We start from the raw sequence: 20,595 nt of genomic DNA on the forward strand, positions 1-20,595 counted from the left end.
GCCCCGAAATGAAGGGGTTTGAAACTTCCGCCCGACGGAGCCGCCGACGGGCATGACAAATTGTGCTTAGATCCGCCCCGAAATGAAGGGGTTTGAAACAATTCATCGCCGGCCGCGGGCCATTGGCAGTAGCCGGTGCTTAGATCCGCCCCGAAATGAAGGGGTTTGAAACCATCGCCGGCAGGCGGGACAGGAATCGAACCTGCAACCGTGCTTAGATCCGCCCCGAAATGAAGGGGTTTGAAACTTTTGTGGTGACGGTTGCCCGCCATTCGAGAGGTGTTGTGCTTAGATCCGCCCCGAAATGAAGGGGTTTGAAACTCGGACTCTCTCTCCCCTTGTGCGAGGTTTGGGGGGAGTGCTTAGATCCGCCCCGAAATGAAGGGGTTTGAAACCCGGGGCCACCGGCGGACCTGGCTCCACCCACCAATGTGCTTAGATCCGCCCCGAAATGAAGGGGTTTGAAACTCGTACCCTATGCCCCCGCACTGGAGGCATATAGGATAGTGCTTAGATCCGCCCCGAAATGAAGGGGTTTGAAACTGTCGCAACTCATACACACGATCATTACCTTTGCCTCGTGCTTAGATCCGCCCCGAAATGAAGGGGTTTGAAACGGACTCTCTCTCCCCTTGTGCGAGGTTTGGGGGGAGAGTGCTTAGATCCGCCCCGAAATGAAGGGGTTTGAAACACCCGCAGAACCCTACCTATCGCCGATCTTTATTTTTTGTGCTTAGATCCGCCCCGAAATGAAGGGGTTTGAAACTCAAGATCCGCCTGAACGGCGGCATCATCGCAAGCCACGTGCTTAGATCCGCCCCGAAATGAAGGGGTTTGAAACAAGTAGCTTCAAGAAACAGGGCGGTCAGGCAGGAAAAAAGTGCTTAGATCCGCCCCGAAATGAAGGGGTTTGAAACTTCAACTTATCGGCCAATCCAGTTAAGGAAACTGGGGTGCTTAGATCCGCCCCGAAATGAAGGGGTTTGAAACCTGAGGGGGCAGGCCTTGGGCGAACTGGTCGTTGAAAGCCGTGCTTAGATCCGCCCCGAAATGAAGGGGTTTGAAACTTGCCGCGGCGGCGGCAACACAGAGGCCAAGGAACAGGTGCTTAGATCCGCCCCGAAATGAAGGGGTTTGAAACTTGAACACAGCGAACAGCATCTGGGGGTTATTGCCGGGTGCTTAGATCCGCCCCGAAATGAAGGGGTTTGAAACACCGCTCGAGACCTCCACGGGTTTCCCAGTAGCGGCGGGTGCTTAGATCCGCCCCGAAATGAAGGGGTTTGAAACGAGATCCGCGAGCTGCCAACCACCACCGCCCACCTCGTGCTTAGATCCGCCCCGAAATGAAGGGGTTTGAAACTAGAAACCGGTTGCCAGCCCCCTCTTAGCCTCCCGGTGCTTAGATCCGCCCCGAAATGAAGGGGTTTGAAACAGGTGTACCTACGACCCCCGACCACCACCACGATGTGCTTAGATCCGCCCCGAAATGAAGGGGTTTGAAACGCTTGGGGAAGTCCTGCCAGTTGCGGCCTTGGCGCGTGCTTAGATCCGCCCCGAAATGAAGGGGTTTGAAACTCACCCCCCTAATTAAGGGGGACTAAAGGTTTCGGCGGTGCTTAGATCCGCCCCGAAATGAAGGGGTTTGAAACTCGACTGAGGGTTTGGGTTGTTAATGGGCGTGACGTGCTTAGATCCGCCCCGAAATGAAGGGGTTTGAAACCTGGTACGGTGGGCAGGGAACTTCGGGTGGACAAGCAGTGCTTAGATCCGCCCCGAAATGAAGGGGTTTGAAACTCGGTGGGGGTATTGAACACCCCGCCAGCACCATCAGTGCTTAGATCCGCCCCGAAATGAAGGGGTTTGAAACTGACCCGATCAATACTTCCTAGGTTCATCCCTTTCTCGTGCTTAGATCCGCCCCGAAATGAAGGGGTTTGAAACCCGTTGGGCCCAGCTGAACAGATGCGGACGCGGTGGTGCTTAGATCCGCCCCGAAATGAAGGGGTTTGAAACGCGAACTATCTCTCCCCTTATGCGAGGTTTGGGGGGGGTGCTTAGATCCGCCCCGAAATGAAGGGGTTTGAAACTTAAAGGTACCGGGGTAACGAGCGCCGGCTCCACCCAGTGCTTAGATCCGCCCCGAAATGAAGGGGTTTGAAACTGTTACCCCGTCCACCCCCTTCGCGGGGGCCCCGCACGCCGTGCTTAGATCCGCCCCGAAATGAAGGGGTTTGAAACGCTTTTTTTATTTTGTCGTTGCCCATCTTTCTACAAAACGTGCTTAGATCCGCCCCGAAATGAAGGGGTTTGAAACATTATGAGGGAGATACACTCCCCAAAATTGGGGAGCCCGTGCTTAGATCCGCCCCGAAATGAAGGGGTTTGAAACAATTTTGTCCAAATCTGAACGGGTAAAATTGTTGACGTGCTTAGATCCGCCCCGAAATGAAGGGGTTTGAAACTTTGTTTGGTTCTTGCACTAAAAGTTGAGTCAAAGCGTGCTTAGATCCGCCCCGAAATGAAGGGGTTTGAAACCATTTGGAAAGAATCAAACCAAACAGCAATTTTGGATGTGCTTAGATCCGCCCCGAAATGAAGGGGTTTGAAACTAAAAGAGATTATTTTGGACAAACCAAAAAGCCACTCGTGCTTAGATCCGCCCCGAAATGAAGGGGTTTGAAACAAAAATCTCCGACCCTCGTACGAAAAATCGCCCAATGGTGCTTAGATCCGCCCCGAAATGAAGGGGTTTGAAACTTGATGGCGGAGGTGAGTTCGGCTTCAGGTGCGGGTTTGTGCTTAGATCCGCCCCGAAATGAAGGGGTTTGAAACTCTCTACGAGAGACCCACTCCGCACGAACCGAGTCAAGTGCTTAGATCCGCCCCGAAATGAAGGGGTTTGAAACGAGGCAGGTATCACCCACTGGACTTTCCAGTGAGCAAGTGCTTAGATCCGCCCCGAAATGAAGGGGTTTGAAACGAAACAAACTACCCGCAAATGGTACATATCCATGTAGTGCTTAGATCCGCCCCGAAATGAAGGGGTTTGAAACAAGTTGAAAGTCAAGTAAGCAAAAGCGGAACCAAACCGTGCTTAGATCCGCCCCGAAATGAAGGGGTTTGAAACTCCCCTAGCTACTCGTTAGGGATGAACCTCCATTTCGTGCTTAGATCCGCCCCGAAATGAAGGGGTTTGAAACGAACTTGGTTTGGACAGGGTGTTGCACCCCATCCCTGTGCTTAGATCCGCCCCGAAATGAAGGGGTTTGAAACGAATTACAGCGAACAGTCTCCCCTCTGTGCGAGGTTTGTGCTTAGATCCGCCCCGAAATGAAGGGGTTTGAAACTTGGTGACCTGGAATCGGGTCACTGTATTGGGGTCCGTGCTTAGATCCGCCCCGAAATGAAGGGGTTTGAAACCATAAAGACACTGGCCTCGGTGTCGTCGTTTGACCAGTGCTTAGATCCGCCCCGAAATGAAGGGGTTTGAAACAGCGACGCATCTGGAAAACTCCTTACATTAAAGTATGTGCTTAGATCCGCCCCGAAATGAAGGGGTTTGAAACTCGTCGAGATGCCACAACCGGTTAGAACGACCAGCATGTGCTTAGATCCGCCCCGAAATGAAGGGGTTTGAAACAGCGGTCCCGGCTCGGCCCACCAATTGGCGGGTGCCGGGTGCTTAGATCCGCCCCGAAATGAAGGGGTTTGAAACCCGATTGCGGAAACGGATTATTTAGTGGGGTGACAGTGTGCTTAGATCCGCCCCGAAATGAAGGGGTTTGAAACGGCGAAAATTTGAGGATATTCCAGAAAATCTTCGTTCGTGCTTAGATCCGCCCCGAAATGAAGGGGTTTGAAACATCTTTATACATGTAGGCGTACACGACCACGCCCACGTGTGCTTAGATCCGCCCCGAAATGAAGGGGTTTGAAACACGCGGATGCGGATGCGGATGTGGTCACGGGGGCAACTAAGGTGCTTAGATCCGCCCCGAAATGAAGGGGTTTGAAACGGTAAGCCGCAGCCGGCGCTGATGAGCTCAGCGCAAGCGTGCTTAGATCCGCCCCGAAATGAAGGGGTTTGAAACGAGACTGGCGGAGGGTTTTTAAGGCCCTCCGCTATCAAGTGCTTAGATCCGCCCCGAAATGAAGGGGTTTGAAACACCGAGCCGCAGCCACCCGTGAGGGGGTTGCCGCAGCGTGCTTAGATCCGCCCCGAAATGAAGGGGTTTGAAACAACATCGCGTCGGTCAGCGTCACCACGAGGTTCAACTGGTGCTTAGATCCGCCCCGAAATGAAGGGGTTTGAAACCTCAACGCGTGGGCGTACGCCCGCGCCGAAGGGCGCGTGCTTAGATCCGCCCCGAAATGAAGGGGTTTGAAACCTTCAACTGGCCGTCCCAGCGATAGAGGCTCTGGCTCGTGCTTAGATCCGCCCCGAAATGAAGGGGTTTGAAACTTGAATTTGCCACCCATCATAGGGTGGTTGTACCTCTGTGCTTAGATCCGCCCCGAAATGAAGGGGTTTGAAACACGGTTGCCCGCCATTGTGGCGGGGTCGGTCCGTCGAGTGCTTAGATCCGCCCCGAAATGAAGGGGTTTGAAACAGGTCTAAGTAAGCAAAAAAACGGAACCAAACCTTGTGCTTAGATCCGCCCCGAAATGAAGGGGTTTGAAACGAAAACATCATAACCACGACCACAAAAACCAGGACAAAGTGCTTAGATCCGCCCCGAAATGAAGGGGTTTGAAACATTTCCTCCGGGCAAACTAGGCTTAACACGGTCTGGTCGTGCTTAGATCCGCCCCGAAATGAAGGGGTTTGAAACCGCCGGAGGGTGCCCATGCCTCACCGCGGCAACTTAGTGCTTAGATCCGCCCCGAAATGAAGGGGTTTGAAACACGTTTTATTTTCAAGCTGAACCGGAGTCTCGACCGGGGGGTGCTTAGATCCGCCCCGAAATGAAGGGGTTTGAAACGACGATAACTATAGCCAGCGTCAGCCACGCCCTGACCGTGCTTAGATCCGCCCCGAAATGAAGGGGTTTGAAACATGGTTAACTCCTTCCCGGCACACTGCCGGGGTGTAGTGCTTAGATCCGCCCCGAAATGAAGGGGTTTGAAACTAGTGCGGCTACCAGCACGACTGATCTTCCTGCGGGTGTGCTTAGATCCGCCCCGAAATGAAGGGGTTTGAAACGCTCAGGCTCTGGATGGCCATGTTGCGGGGGTCGTTGACGTGCTTAGATCCGCCCCGAAATGAAGGGGTTTGAAACACACCCACCAATTTGGCGTCGACGGCGTCGACTGGGGGTGCTTAGATCCGCCCCGAAATGAAGGGGTTTGAAACCTCTCTCTCTCCCCTTGTGCGAGGTTTGGGGGGAGAGTGTGCTTAGATCCGCCCCGAAATGAAGGGGTTTGAAACACTTACCCCCGCATGAACAAGGCTTCTCGCCCATGGTGTGCTTAGATCCGCCCCGAAATGAAGGGGTTTGAAACAAGGGCGGGTAGAGCTCGATAAGCACGGTTGTGGTAAGTGCTTAGATCCGCCCCGAAATGAAGGGGTTTGAAACACGGTGTTTTCACCATTGGGGCCGACGGCTCCGTGTGCTTAGATCCGCCCCGAAATGAAGGGGTTTGAAACAGCGACTACACCAGCCGGCCCCGGCCCGAGCAGTGTGCTTAGATCCGCCCCGAAATGAAGGGGTTTGAAACCGACTGGTGGGGGCGGAGCCTCCGGGTTGTGTGATCAGTGCTTAGATCCGCCCCGAAATGAAGGGGTTTGAAACTTGCGGCGGCGGCCCCAAAGCCAGGGCCGGCGCCACTTGTGCTTAGATCCGCCCCGAAATGAAGGGGTTTGAAACCTCCTCGCCGTCAAATATGATGTTGGTAAATCCCAGATGTGCTTAGATCCGCCCCGAAATGAAGGGGTTTGAAACTCCACATCCCGTTGTGTTGGACAACGCCGCTCACGGTGCTTAGATCCGCCCCGAAATGAAGGGGTTTGAAACTCGGCCTTGTGGCCGGTGGGAGTGAAGTTGTGAAACTCGTGCTTAGATCCGCCCCGAAATGAAGGGGTTTGAAACCGTGTCGCTGGTGGGGTTCAACACCCCACGATCGAAGGTGCTTAGATCCGCCCCGAAATGAAGGGGTTTGAAACGCGGGTCATAGTCTTGCTCCTTTCGAGAGCTTTTTTGTGCTTAGATCCGCCCCGAAATGAAGGGGTTTGAAACTACAGCGACGGTCGTACGAGGCGCCATCCGCCACGAGTGCTTAGATCCGCCCCGAAATGAAGGGGTTTGAAACAACCGGAACCTCCCTCATTATGAGGGAGATACACTGTGCTTAGATCCGCCCCGAAATGAAGGGGTTTGAAACCTCCTTTTGCCGTTTGGCTCTCTCCAACATTTGGAAGTGCTTAGATCCGCCCCGAAATGAAGGGGTTTGAAACTTCGTCCCTATAGCGGATCTCGCTTCCGCTCCCAAGTGCTTAGATCCGCCCCGAAATGAAGGGGTTTGAAACTATATAGCGGATCTCGCTTCCGCTCCCACGATTAGTGTGCTTAGATCCGCCCCGAAATGAAGGGGTTTGAAACAGGCCCGTGGTCTGGAACCGGGTGACGCGGTTCGGGTGCTTAGATCCGCCCCGAAATGAAGGGGTTTGAAACCTTTTCATAGCAAGCTCCTTCAAGCTAAAGCATAGGTCGTGCTTAGATCCGCCCCGAAATGAAGGGGTTTGAAACACCGTCAGACACCCGTTACCCGACGAGCAGTTAGGGTGCTTAGATCCGCCCCGAAATGAAGGGGTTTGAAACTTCTTGCCCGTCTCGGGGAAGAACTGACAGCCGGGCTGGTGCTTAGATCCGCCCCGAAATGAAGGGGTTTGAAACTGTTGGCTCCGTCCACCAGTTCGGTGGGGCGGGAGTGGGTGCTTAGATCCGCTGCTCAGTGAGCGGGTAGCCAAAGACCGGGAGGCGTGCTTAGATCCGCCCCGAAATGAAGGGGTTTGAAACCCTCGTGCTGAGGCCCGATCGGATAGCCAAACACAGTGCTTAGATCCGCCCCGAAATGAAGGGGTTTGAAACCTCAAGCCATCCGCCGTTTCAGGCGGGATTGGGCCATGTGCTTAGATCCGCCCCGAAATGAAGGGGTTTGAAACTCAACGGTGTCGATCGCCAATGTGGGGGCAGATACGCGTGCTTAGATCCGCCCCGAAATGAAGGGGTTTGAAACAGATACGCGCTGACCGTCACAGATGAGTGACCCCCACGTGCTTAGATCCGCCCCGAAATGAAGGGGTTTGAAACCGCTCAAACCACACGGGGTCAGCCTGGGCATAGCGAAGTGCTTAGATCCGCCCCGAAATGAAGGGGTTTGAAACCGACAGGTTGGGACAGGGTTGTGCACCCCATCCCTGTCACAGTGCTTAGATCCGCCCCGAAATGAAGGGGTTTGAAACTAGAGTTCTGGGACGCCGGCACACCAGAGTTTGAGGTGTGCTTAGATCCGCCCCGAAATGAAGGGGTTTGAAACGTACTGGGAGCGCAACGGCGGAATGGAGCGCTTCGGTTGTGCTTAGATCCGCCCCGAAATGAAGGGGTTTGAAACGCGATTTATGGAATAATCGCCGTGCTATCGGTAATGTGTGCTTAGATCCGCCCCGAAATGAAGGGGTTTGAAACCTCTTCCAGCTCGCGCTGGAAGGTCCGCCTCATGGCGTGCTTAGATCCGCCCCGAAATGAAGGGGTTTGAAACTCGGAGGCCGCTCTGCTATCTCCGTAATGAGGGAGAGTGCTTAGATCCGCCCCGAAATGAAGGGGTTTGAAACGCGAACCCTACCGTGAGCCCCTGCAGTAGCCGTCGAAGTGCTTAGATCCGCCCCGAAATGAAGGGGTTTGAAACGATGCTGTGGCCCGTCTCGGGGAAGTAGCGCTGATCGTGCTTAGATCCGCCCCGAAATGAAGGGGTTTGAAACAGCAAGCCCTCCTCCTCAGCGATCTGCTGGGCACGGAGTGCTTAGATCCGCCCCGAAATGAAGGGGTTTGAGACTTTTATAAGGTCTTCGGGTAGTTTCGTAATAAACCCCGTGCTTAGATCCGCCCCGAAATGAAGGGGTTTGAAACAAAACTTTAGTCAGTGGCCCTCCTGCCAACGGCAAGGTGCTTAGATCCGCCCCGAAATGAAGGGGTTTGAAACTAAAAGATGTTGCTGAACAGGTTCTTCAAGACAAGCCGTGCTTAGATCCGCCCCGAAATGAAGGGGTTTGAAACAAACAACAGACCATGTCCGACATTTCTCGCAATATTTGTGCTTAGATCCGCCCCGAAATGAAGGGGTTTGAAACCCCGGTCTCCGCGAAGCAGAGCTTCGAGGATGCCTGCGTGCTTAGATCCGCCCCGAAATGAAGGGGTTTGAAACGGGCCGGATCGCGGGTCTCGGCCGCGGCGGCCCTGAGTGCTTAGATCCGCCCCGAAATGAAGGGGTTTGAAACCATAGCGCCGCCTATGACCAAGTCACTCTCGAACGCCAGTGCTTAGATCCGCCCCGAAATGAAGGGGTTTGAAACGGGCGACGAGTGTGTAGGCCGCGCGCTGGGCGGCCAGTGCTTAGATCCGCCCCGAAATGAAGGGGTTTGAAACGCGAATTGCCACTCACCAAGGTGGTGAGTGGGCCCCCCGGTGCTTAGATCCGCCCCGAAATGAAGGGGTTTGAAACTTTCACCTACGCCGGATGCTCATTACCACCACGGGTTGTGCTTAGATCCGCCCCGAAATGAAGGGGTTTGAAACTCCTTTAGTGTAGCTATGGACGACGACGTCCAGCAGTGCTTAGATCCGCCCCGAAATGAAGGGGTTTGAAACTTGCGGGCCAGCTTGTCAAAGCTCACGGTCGTTCTCCGTGCTTAGATCCGCCCCGAAATGAAGGGGTTTGAAACCGACAGGTTGGGACAGGGTTGTGCACCCCATCCCTGTCACAGTGCTTAGATCCGCCCCGAAATGAAGGGGTTTGAAACAAGCCCTGATCACTGCGAGCGACGAGGTCGCGCGCAAGTGCTTAGATCCGCCCCGAAATGAAGGGGTTTGAAACGCCTGCCCCGTCGTGCAGGACCTGACACTTATGGGCGAGTGCTTAGATCCGCCCCGAAATGAAGGGGTTTGAAACCAGAGCCCGCAAGGCGAACAGGAGCGCGAAACCGGTGCTTAGATCCGCCCCGAAATGAAGGGGTTTGAAACGATCGGGGTGACGGTTGCCCGCCACTCTTGCGGGGTGTGCTTAGATCCGCCCCGAAATGAAGGGGTTTGAAACGTGACGGTTGCCCGCCACTCTTGCGGGGTTGCCCGGTGTGCTTAGATCCGCCCCGAAATGAAGGGGTTTGAAACATTGGGTCCCCGGCCGCGGCGACGGCAGACTTAGTCTGTGCTTAGATCCGCCCCGAAATGAAGGGGTTTGAAACTCGGGTGGAGATGTGGGTGACATTGGGTCACCCACAGTGCTTAGATCCGCCCCGAAATGAAGGGGTTTGAAAGCAGGTTGAGCTCGAGCCCGTCGCCGACCGCCTCACTCGTGCTTAGATCCGCCCCGAAATGAAGGGGTTTGAAAGCTGCACAGCCAGCGTCTGCCCTGGCACGTACTTTTTGTGCTTAGATCCGCCCCGAAATGAAGGGGTTTGAAACGGGTTCTCAGGGTGGAGCTCGAAGCGGTTCCGCTCGAGTGCTTAGATCCGCCCCGAAATGAAGGGGTTTGAAACCCTACCAACTGAGCTACAACCGCCGGAGGGACTTGAGTGCTTAGATCCGCCCCGAAATGAAGGGGTTTGAAACATCCATCACAGAACTTGCATTCTGTGTTGGAGCAGCGTGCTTAGATCCGCCCCGAAATGAAGGGGTTTGAAACCGGAGCCATGCCGCGTGCAGGATGAATGTTTCTTGGTGTGCTTAGATCCGCCCCGAAATGAAGGGGTTTGAAACCTGAGAAACAAAGCCGGCACTCAAAAAATAGAGAGGTGCTTAGATCCGCCCCGAAATGAAGGGGTTTGAAACACTGATCGAGGGCGTATACCCCCATAGGCAGTCGGTTAAGCATCCTCTTGCGCCTCGGTTGTTGACCGCTGAGGACGCCGAGGAGCGCAGAGGAAAAACCAGAGGTCGTACCCACAGGGAGCGCGAAACCCATCCCTCTGCGTACCTCTGTGTCCTCTGCGGTTGATAGGTTTTACTCCCAAGGAGGCGGTGGGGATTCATCACAACGAAGCCCCTCTTTAACCGAACGCCTATGAGTATACCTCCCCGTTAAAGGACACGGGTGCTTAGATCCGCCCCGAAATGAAGGGGTTTGAAACGCCGGAAGGGGCGTCCCCATAGGCGGAGCACAGGCTTCCATCTGGTCACGATGCACCAACGACCGACTGAGATCTGGGACTCCCCTGTGCGGATGTAGGGGCGCGTCGTGACGCGCCCACGGGATGCGCCGATACGGTGGGCAACCACGGGATAGGTTGGGGCACACGGGCTGGGCGCGTCGCGACGCGCCCCTACCCGTATCCCTTTCCCCAGGCAACAATAACGAGCGCGAAATCTGCGTCATCTGCGGACACGCCACAACACCGCCCCGTTACGCATGGGATGATGACGCCCCGCACCATGAAAAACATCTACGAGCATGCTACAATAGTGGGCGAGGGAAGAGTGTGGAAGTGTCATCTATATGATGGAGTAAACAATGCATAAAAATTATCATGACCTAATCACAATCAACCCCAATGTGCGCAGCGGGAAGCCAACAATCCGTGGTCTGCGCTATACGGTCTATGATATCTTGTCCTATCTCGCGGCAGGAATGACAATCCCAGAGATCCTTGACGATTTTCCTGATCTCACCACAGATGATATTCGTGCGTGCTTGAGTTTTGCTGCTAACCGTGAAGCACAGGTTTTGGTGGTTCGTGTATGAAGTTATTATTTGACCATCATCTGTCACGGTTGAGCAGGTAATCCGTACCTATGCTATGGAGATTGAGCAATTCGTTACGCTCTCCTCAGATAGCCTGCTCGAAATCATCCCGCAACCAGAGAAGTAGCCCGCCCCACCGCCACCCCGTGACACAGGGGATGATCCGTGGGCTGAGCCTGTCGAAGCCCGCCCCACCACCGCCCCGTGACGCAGGGGATGAGAGAACCACTACACCACCTCGCGCACCACATCCAACACATGCGCCACATCCTCAGCACTGACCCCATAGTGGGTCACGGCGCGCACCGTGCGCCCCCCCATGCCCCCCATCAATACCCCGCGCTGGCGTAGCCGCCCCAAGAACTCCTCGACCCGCAGATCGGTAACGTCCAACTCAAAGCGCACGAGGTTGGTCTGTACCCGCTCCAGATCAATACGCAGACCCGGCACCTTCGCAAGGCCCAGCGCCAACATCCGCGCATTGGCATGATCCTCCGCCAACCGATCCACCATCTGATCAAGGGCCACGATCCCCGCCGCCGCGATCACCCCGGCTTGGCGCATCCCACCACCTAACATCTTGCGCATCCGCCGCACCCGTGCGATAAAGCGTTCTGTCCCCAACACTAACGAGCCAACCGGAGCCGCTAACCCCTTCGAGAGACAGATCTGCACGCTATCCACATGGCGCGTGATCTCACGCACATGCACCCCCAATGCAATCGCCGCGTTGAAGATGCGCGCCCCATCCAGATGCACCGGCAGCATGGCATCCTGGGCCAGCGCATGCACCTCGGCCAGATAGCTCAACGGCAACACCACACCCCCGCAGCGGTTGTGCGTATTCTCCAAGCAGATCAGACTCGCGGGTGCTTCATGCTGATCATCGCCCAAGCAGACCACGTCACGCAACTGATCAAGATCAAGCGTGCCATCCGTAGCAGTAGCGAGAGGATGGTAGGCCATGCCCCCCAAGGCTGAAGCACCACCCGCCTCGTACCAGTAGATGTGGCACTGATCCCCCATAATCACCCGGTCGCCACGCCCACAGTGGGCCAGCAGTGTGCTCAGGTTGCCCATCGTGCCGCTCGGTACCAGCACCGCCGCCTCTTTGTCCAACAGCGCCGCCGCCATCTCCTCCAAGCGGTTGATGGTCGGGTCTTCACCATAGACATCGTCGCCCACTTCGGCACGCGCCATCGCCTCGCGCATGGCCGGGCTTGGCAGCGTCACCGTATCGCTCCGCAGGTCAATCGCGCCGTGGTGGCGGTGGACAATATGTAAACCCTCGTACATGCTCGCTACTCTCCCTGAAGATAATCCCCGGCACACCAGCCCTCAATATTCGCCACCCGCACCTTCCACCAATTCAGGCCATCAGCAACAGTGGGGCCTTCAACCAACAGCACCTGCGTGCCAGGATCTATCGCCAACAAGACCGCGCTCTGATTGAGGCCGGGTTGAGCACGAATATTGAGCGGCTCTTGGATCGCCACCCGCGCATTCCGACCAAGTACCAACGTCCCCGGTTCAACCGGAGCCTCTGGGGTGGGCGAAACGATCACCACCGGCGAAACCGGGGGTGGAATAAGCGCCGGATCTGCGGTGGCCCCGGTCTCGATCCGCGAGGCCACCGTGGGCGTACTGAAGGCCGGAGCCATACTGGTCGGGATGGGCGTCGGCAGGCTGCGCACAGCGCGGATCTGCTGGAAACTGATTGCCACTGCCGCCACGATCAACGCCAGACTAACCACAATCAGCACCGGTAAGACCCATGGCTGTTGTTGGAAGCTGCGCTGCCACCTATTCCCGCCCACCTGCCCCAGCCGGTCGTAGTCGGTCTGAGCACGCCGGGGTGGGCGGGCGACATAGCGCGCCAGTTCATCATCGGGGTAGGCGGTGCGCTCACGCGGCGGCGGGCGTACCATGCGGGTAGTTGTGCGCCCCGAGTCGGCATCGTGGCGCGGTGGGATGGCCGGGACATCATCGTAGCGCCGCCGGGGTTGGGTCGGCGCTTCAGCCGGACGCGCCAGCGGGATGGTCGCCCCGGCATCTTCGGGGCCAACCACCAATACATCGAACAACGGCAACAAGCGGGCGATCAGGCGATGGTAAGCGTCGAGCGTCTCCGCCGCCAAGGTGATCTGTTCGCCATGCGCCACCCGCGCCCGTAGGCGGTGCATCCGGCGAATAATGTTCGCCTCGGTCGGATCAAGCCGCGCCTGCGGGTCGGCGGCGAGAACCTCAACCAATTGCGGGAACGGCTCGGCAATAGCGGGCAAGCGGTGGCGCATCGCATACGAGCGCAAGGCATCCTCGATGCTGCCATGCAGGCTGAGCAACGCCAATTCGGGCGGGCCACGCCGCAAGCGCCCCAACGCCAGCGAATATTTGGCGCGCGCCGATTCGAGCAAATCAATCGGACTGGGTTGGGTCTCGTCGCTGCGTGTCATTGGGCTGCCAATTCCTCCTCAAGCAGGCTGCGCACCACCTGGGCGTTGGCCTGACCCTTGGAGGCGCGCATCACCATCCCCAGCAAGAACTGAATGGCCGTGGCCTTCCCACCGCGATACTCGCCAATCGCCTTGGCCGCCTTAGGATCAGCCAGTGCCTCGCGCACCGCCACCCGCAACGCATCACTATCGCTGATCTGCGTCAGGCCGCGCTCGGTCACCAGTTGCACCGGATCAGCGCCACGGTCGAAACACTCCTCAAAGAGCTGCTTGGCCACGCCACGGGTAATTGCGCCCTTCACCACCAACCCAATCAGGCCAGAGAGACTCGCCACTGGCATGCGGGTAGCCAGCGCTGTCGCCGGTTCACCGCGCTCCTTGAGCAAGCGGAAGCCCTCATTCAATACCCAATTCGCAACCTCTTTGGCACTACTCCCAGCCACCGCCGCCGCATCCACCGCCTGCTCGAAGTAGTCGGCCACCGGACGCTCCAGCGTCAACAGATCGGCATCCTGGAGGCTCAGCCCGTACTCGCTCTCGAAGCGCGCCCGCCGCGCATCGGGCAGTTCGGGCAGTTCCGCCTTACGCTCGGCGATCCAAGCAGCGCTCAGTTCAAGCGGCGGAATGTCGGGTTCGGGGAAGTAGCGATAATCGTGGGCAAACTCCTTCGAGCGTTGCCCCTCGGTGCGCCCTAGATCCTCGCGCCAGCCACGGGTCTCCTGCACCACGCTGCCCCCGGCATTCAGTGTCTCGATCTGGCGCTGGATCTCATAGGTAAGCGCCCGCTCCACAAAGCGGAACGAGTTGATATTCTTAATCTCGACCTTGGCCCCATACTCAACCTGACCTTCAGGACGCACACTCACATTCGCATCACAGCGCACCGCCCCCTCATCCAGATTGCCACTACTCGCCCCGATCCAGACCAGAATCTGGCGGATCTTCTCAAAGACCAAGCGCGCCTCTTCGGGCGTACTCACATCGGGACGGCTGACAATCTCCATCAGTGGCGTACCACTACGGTTATAGTCAATCAGCGACGAATCATCATCGGCATGCACGAGCCGCCCGGTATCTTCCTCGATATGCAGGCGTTCAATCCCGATCCGGCGTGTCTCACCCGCCGCAGTCCGAATCTCAACCCAACCATCACTACAGATCGGCTCATCATACTGCGTAATCTGGAACCCCTTGGGCAGATCGGGGTAGAGGTACAACTTGCGGCTAAAGACCGAACGCTGGTTGACCCGGCAGTTGAGCGCCATCCCTGCGCACGCCGCCAACTCGACGGCGCGCTGGTTCAGGACCGGCAATGTTCCGGGCAACCCCAGGCTCACCGCCGAGACATAACTATTCGGCGGGGCACCGGCATAATCGGCGGGGCAGCCGTCAAACATCTTCGAGGCGGTCTTAATATGGGCGTGGATCTCCAAGCCGATAGTCACCAGATACGCAGTCATGCAGGCTCCCTATGGATACTGAAGGTTCAGATCAGTGCAATCGTGTCCATATTGTAGCATAGGGTTAGGGCGGGCAAACGTGGGGTGGGGGCGGCTGGGCCGCCGCGATACGCCTAGCCCACGAATAACTTATTTTTTTATAAGGTTAGGAATCTACTATTCTCAACATGATTACCGTATAATAGGTGAGAAATGAAAAATAATATCACTGAAATCCAGTTAAAAAATGTCTATTTAAAATGTGATTTATTACACACATAATTAGCGTGTCGCATACTTATTCGCAAACGGAGAACGGATAACAGGATGAAGAGCATCAAACCCCTCCTCACGCTCCTAATCGTCATGTCGTTCCTATTCGGTTATCCAGATCGTAGAGTGCCCTCGATCCAAGCCCAAGAGGCTGCCCCGCCAGAAGTACCGCAGCGTATTTTTCAGGATGAGCTTATTGCCCCCCATCCGAGCTTAGGTCAATCCGTTGCTGCCCAGTTAGATGCCCAACAAGGGCCGGTCAATCCCAAGGATGTTGCGTTGACTTTTGTCAATACAACCACCATGGGCGAGTTAGCGAGTATTGAAGATCTCGGTTGGAAGGTCGTTTCGAGTGAACCACTCGATGCGTCACTCCATGTGGTGCGGCTTGGGCAAGTGAAAGGCGAGATACCAGTATTTAGTGCTGGATTGACTCTACAAGTCGAGGGAGATGAGGTACGTAGCATCAGTGGTACCTATCTCACATCCATTGCGGCAGATAGTAAGCCAAGCCTCAGTGTCGAGGAGGCATACAAAATTGCGCAGGAGGCAGTACGCCTTGCCGCACAACGTGAAGTTCAGGCAGCAACACCAGAAGAGGATGCCGAATCCATCACAGCGGCAATTGAGGCCCAGTGGAACAAACCAACCCTCACCCAGAGCGAGTTGGTCTTTTTCAACCCGGATCTATTTGCTTTAACCCCTGGCCCTACCGCACTAGCCTACCATCTGGTTCTCACCACCGCCGATGAGAGTAACAGCGCAATAGTGATCATTGATGCCGAAACGGGCAAGCCATGGATTACCTACTCGAACCACCAAGAAGGGCTTAATCGGGCCATCTATGATGGAAATAACACCACGAGTGGCTCCAGCCCCTGTTACCGTGAGTCTGGTGCAGTAGGCACACCAAGTAGTGATTGTGTCGCTGCCTTCGTCAATACAGGTGACACCTACAACTATTTCTTCAACACCCATGGACGGGATAGTTTTGATAATCGTGGCGCACAAATGGTCGCGATTGTGCGCTACGGCACCATGGCCAATGCATTTTGGAATGGATCATATACCGCATACGGCCCCGGATGGGCCAAGCGCGATATCATAGCCCATGAATGGACGCACGGAGTCACCCAATATACGGCCAACTTAGCCTATCTCAATCAGTCAGGTGCCATCAATGAAGCCATGTCGGATATTTTTGCCGCCATGGTTGATCGTGACGATTGGCTGATCGGTGAAGATGCCAACGGCGGGCCGATCCGCAGTATGGCCAACCCGACACTATACAACCAGCCGGATCGCGTCAGTAACTATGTCTGTACCACCCAAGACAACGGTGGGGTACATATCAATAGTGGTATTCCGAATAAACTCGCCTATTTAATGTCGGATGGTGGTACCTTCAATGGGCGCACCATCACTGCGATTGGGCGTAATGCAACTGAGCGCATCTTCTATCGAACGCTAGTCGGTGGTTTGAATCAGCAAGCCAGTTTCAATGATCTGTATAATGCGCTGCTCAGTGCGGCGGCGGCGCTGTATGGTACGGGATCAAGCCAGTACAACACAACCATGCTTGCCGCGCAGGCGGTTGAACTCAATCAAGCAATACCGTGTGGGGGAACAGTAACTGCCGATACGTTTGAGGTTGACAATAGTAGCAGTCAAGCTAAGACCATCCTGACCGATGGTACGTCTCATGGGCCACATAACTTCCACCAGAATGGGGATCAGGATTGGCTACGCTTCAGCGCCATAGCCGGAACAACCTACCAGATTGAGACCTTCAATCTCGGTACAGCCGCTGATACCATGCTGACCCTGTATAGCAGTAATGCGACTACGGTGATTGCGATGAACGATGATATAGCATCGGGCAATCTTGCCTCGCGCATCACCTGGCAGTCAACAAGTAGTGGCACCTTCTATATACGTGTCAACAATTTTGGAAATCAAGGCGGCGCAAACCGCACCTATTCGGTACGCATCATTGCAAATACGCCTCAGACACCTGCTGACGCCTACGAGACCGATAATACCCGCAGTACCGCAAAGCCGATCACTGTTGGTGGAGCCAGTCAAACACACAACTTCCACATACGTGGTGATGAGGACTGGGTCTCCTTCAGTGCCTCAGCAGGCAATACCTATGTCATTGAGACGTTCAATCTTGGCTCAACCAGTGATACCGTTCTCGAACTCTACAACAATGCCGGTACACGCTTAGCCTACAATGATGACTCTTCCGGCAGCTTCGCATCACGGATCTCGTGGGTAACACCGAGCAGCGGAACCTATTATGCGCGGGTCTTTCACTATCGTAATGAAGCAGGGGTTAATACCACCTATTCGCTACGTGTGATCAATACTGGGGTTGTGGGTGATGCCTATGAAGCCGATAATAGCCAAGGCTCCGCTCGCCCCATTAGTGTAGGCGCTACGCCCCAGAGTCACACCTTCCATATACCCGGCGATCAAGATTGGGTCTATTTTGATGCGAGTGCCAATATGGCCTATGATATCAGAACACTCAATCTTGCGGCTTCCAACGATACAGTACTCGAACTGTATAGTAACCTCGGCACACTCATCAGTACGAATGATGATTACAGTGAATTTGCCTCGCGAATAAGTATCAATATCTATAGTGCGCAACGCTTCTACATCAAGGTACGCCACTATAGTCCTACGGCTGGCAATCCAAGCCTCATTTATGATCTCCAAATCAGTGTGGTGCCAATCGTTGCCCCTGATTCCTACGAATCAGACAATACGACCAGCCAGGCACTTGTCGTGGTACCAGGCACTTCTGAGGCACCCGTTGTCCAGAGTCGTAACTTCCATGCATCTGATGATACCGATTGGGTACGCTTCACTGCAATCGCCGGGAATCGCTATACCTTCGAGACTGCACTGCTAGATACTCGTGCTGATACCGTGCTCGATCTCTTTGTCGCGAATGCCACGGTTCCCTTGGTGAGCAATGACGATGGGGCCGGTTCGCTCGCCTCACGGATTGTCTGGACTGCACCTGATAACGGGCAGTATTTCCTGCGGGTACGCCCCTTCTCGGCCTCTAATACCGGCAGCAATTCCGGCTATACCCTGCGCCTCTTTGCGTATGGCACTCCCGCCAATCCCGATAGTTATGAGTCTGATAACAGCGCCGGAACTGCACGAACCATCGGCAATGGCGCGGCTGGACAGCGCCATAACTTCCATAGCCAGGGCGATCAGGATTGGGTGGTCTTTACGGCAACACGCGGGGTATCGTATATTCTTGCGACATCCCAACTTGCCACCCGTGCCGATACGGTGCTGGAGTTGTTCGATAACAGCGGAACAACCCTCCTCGCCTTCAATGATGACACTGATGGCTACGCCTCACGCATTGTCTGGGTCGCACCGAGTGATGGAACATATCGTGCGCGTGTGCGCCAATTCAACGCTAGTATCTTTGGGGCGAATACCGACTATACCTTGACTCTGATGGGCAGTAGTGATGCGTATGAGCCGGATAATGCGATCACACAGGCACGCTCAATCAGCGTGAATAGCGCCACCAACCAGATACATAACTTCCATGTCGCTGGTGATTATGACTGGGTCGGCTTCACAACTCAACCAGATACAACCTATACCATCGAGACCCTCAATCTGGGTGCATGTAGCGATACCGTGCTCGATCTCTACAATTCCAGTGGAACCTTCCTGGCCAACAACGATGACTATAATGGCCTAGCCTCACGTGTTGTCTGGAATTCGAGTAGTAGTACAACCCTGTATGCACGGGTACGTCACTATTCCTCAACAAGTTCTGGCTCATGTTCATCCTATGAACTACGGGTAACGAGTATCAGCAGTACGACCATTGACACCTTCGAGCCTGATAATGCTATCACGACTGCTCGCTCGATACAGATCAATACGAGTGCGCAGAATCATAATTTCCACATCCCTGGCGATCAGGATTGGGGCTACTTCTACCCAACAAGTGGTTGGATCTATATGATCGCAACCACGAATCTTGGGACATGTGGCGATACAACCCTCCAACTCATGGATCGCTATGGCAATTCGTTGGTCTACAACGATGACTATGGCAGCTTGGCCTCACGGATTGTCTGGACGGCAACATCAAGCGATCCGCTCTTTGTGCGGGTCGCTCATTACTCAAGTTCCACATCCGGGAACTGTACGAGTTATGACCTCTCGGTGACGGGTACCGCAGGAATTCCGATTGATGCCTATGAACCCGATGATATGTCATCTCAAGCCCGCACTATCATGATTGGATCGGGTGCTCAAACGCACAACTTCCATACTACTAGCGATGTTGATTGGGTCTATTTCGATGCAGTCGCTGGGACAACCTATACGCTATATACGTCCAATCTGGGAAATAACGCCGATACGTACCTCTGGCTCTACAGTAGTAGTGGTACACTTCTGGCCTCCAATGATGATTACCTGACTTGGGCGTCACAGATCGTTTGGACAGCCCCCGCTACTGGGAGGTACTACGCAGCGGTCAATGCCTTTAACTCAACTGGCGGCACGCTGACTAGTACCTATGACCTTAGCGTGGTGGTGGGGACAATGATGGGGGTTGATGAGCCTGCGGCCCAAATCGTCACCAAGCCTGTTCAGTTCGCTACTGATAGCGATCTTCCCGTCGCTTCAGATGATCAGTTGCGTCTGACTGAGATCGAAGTGAATGGTACGGTTGCAGTAGGATCTGAGTTCACGACCATTATCCATGCGACTGGTCAGGCTGATGAGTACAAGCTCTTGATTGGAGCTAAATCCAACTACCTGGAATTGGTGGAGATTCAGCCACTTAACCCGGATGGTCAGCCGATTAGCTTTAGCAGTAATCCTGATGGCCTCTCATGGGTTGCCCAGGGCAATGGATCCTATGATCTGGCGGTCTATACGGCATGGAGTAGCAGTGAGTCACATCCGCTGGTTGCACTCCGCTGGCGTGTATTGGCTCAACCAGAAGGGAAGAGCTTCGAGATGCCAGTCTCATTACTGGGACACGCATCTGATAACACACTCTGGCAGGGTGGTATGATCTCGCTCCAGGCAGGCGTGGATAGTACCTTGAAGATCGAGTCGTTCACCCCCACCCAGTTACTACTCACTGGGATCAATACCTTCAATATTCGGACTGCGGGGCTAGGCGGCGAGTTACCCAAGGTCTATCTGGTTGATGTAACAACCAGCGAGATGCAGTCGGTCGGTTCAGTCAGTTATGCGCCAGGATCGGATACGGATCTCATTGCAACGATAGATACCTCGATCAAGGCTGGGATCTATAAGGTTCGCATCCAAACCGCCGGTGGATTAAGTGCAGTCTCGGATGGTACGATAGAGATTGTAGAACCCTACAATGTCTATCTACCACTGGTTGTTCGTTAACTTTGAGAAGGGGGAGCAGGAACCTGCTCCCCCTTCTTCGTACCCGC

5 protein-coding genes and 1 CRISPR repeat array (1 of these 6 cut by a window edge) are annotated in these 20,595 nt (G+C 55.1%); of the genes, 2 read left to right on the plus strand and 3 right to left on the minus strand.

Going from position 1 to position 20,595, the window contains the following annotated elements; translation table 11 throughout:
- Nucleotides 1-10,046: a CRISPR direct-repeat array (repeat unit 37 nt; unit sequence GTGCTTAGATCCGCCCCGAAATGAAGGGGTTTGAAAC) (it extends 1,340 nt beyond the left edge of the window).
- Between the two features lie 679 nt (nucleotides 10,047-10,725).
- Nucleotides 10,726-10,956: a DUF433 domain-containing protein gene (locus EKD03_RS05755; protein WP_129628502.1), complete on the plus strand. Its 231-nt coding sequence runs from the start codon at nucleotides 10,726-10,728 to the stop codon at nucleotides 10,954-10,956.
- 228 nt (nucleotides 10,957-11,184) lie between these two features.
- On the opposite strand, the gene ltaE is transcribed toward EKD03_RS05755, so the two are convergent.
- Genes ltaE through gatB form a run of 3 tightly spaced genes read right to left on the minus strand, consistent with a single transcriptional unit; the run spans nucleotide 11,185 to nucleotide 14,869 of the window.
- Nucleotides 11,185-12,252 (minus strand): low-specificity L-threonine aldolase, encoded by a 1,068-nt coding sequence (ltaE, locus tag EKD03_RS05760; protein ID WP_129628504.1) that lies wholly within the window; start codon nucleotides 12,250-12,252, stop codon nucleotides 11,185-11,187.
- Between the two features lie 5 nt (nucleotides 12,253-12,257).
- Nucleotides 12,258-13,409: an SH3 domain-containing protein gene (locus EKD03_RS05765; RefSeq protein ID WP_129628506.1), complete on the minus strand. Its 1,152-nt coding sequence runs from the start codon at nucleotides 13,407-13,409 to the stop codon at nucleotides 12,258-12,260.
- Nucleotides 13,406-14,869 (minus strand): Asp-tRNA(Asn)/Glu-tRNA(Gln) amidotransferase subunit GatB, encoded by a 1,464-nt coding sequence (gatB, locus tag EKD03_RS05770; protein WP_129628508.1) that lies wholly within the window; start codon nucleotides 14,867-14,869, stop codon nucleotides 13,406-13,408. Before gatB ends, EKD03_RS05765 begins: the two co-directional genes overlap by 4 nt.
- A 306-nt stretch (nucleotides 14,870-15,175) precedes the next feature.
- Here gatB and EKD03_RS05775 point away from each other — a divergent pair, with 306 nt between their 5' ends.
- Nucleotides 15,176-20,548 (plus strand): M4 family metallopeptidase, encoded by a 5,373-nt coding sequence (locus EKD03_RS05775; protein ID WP_129628510.1) that lies wholly within the window; start codon nucleotides 15,176-15,178, stop codon nucleotides 20,546-20,548.
- Nucleotides 20,549-20,595 lie beyond the last annotated feature (47 nt).

It is taken from the genome of Candidatus Oscillochloris fontis (assembly GCF_004138135.1).
In the GTDB taxonomy this organism is placed as follows: Bacteria; Chloroflexota; Chloroflexia; order Chloroflexales; family Chloroflexaceae; genus Oscillochloris; species Oscillochloris fontis.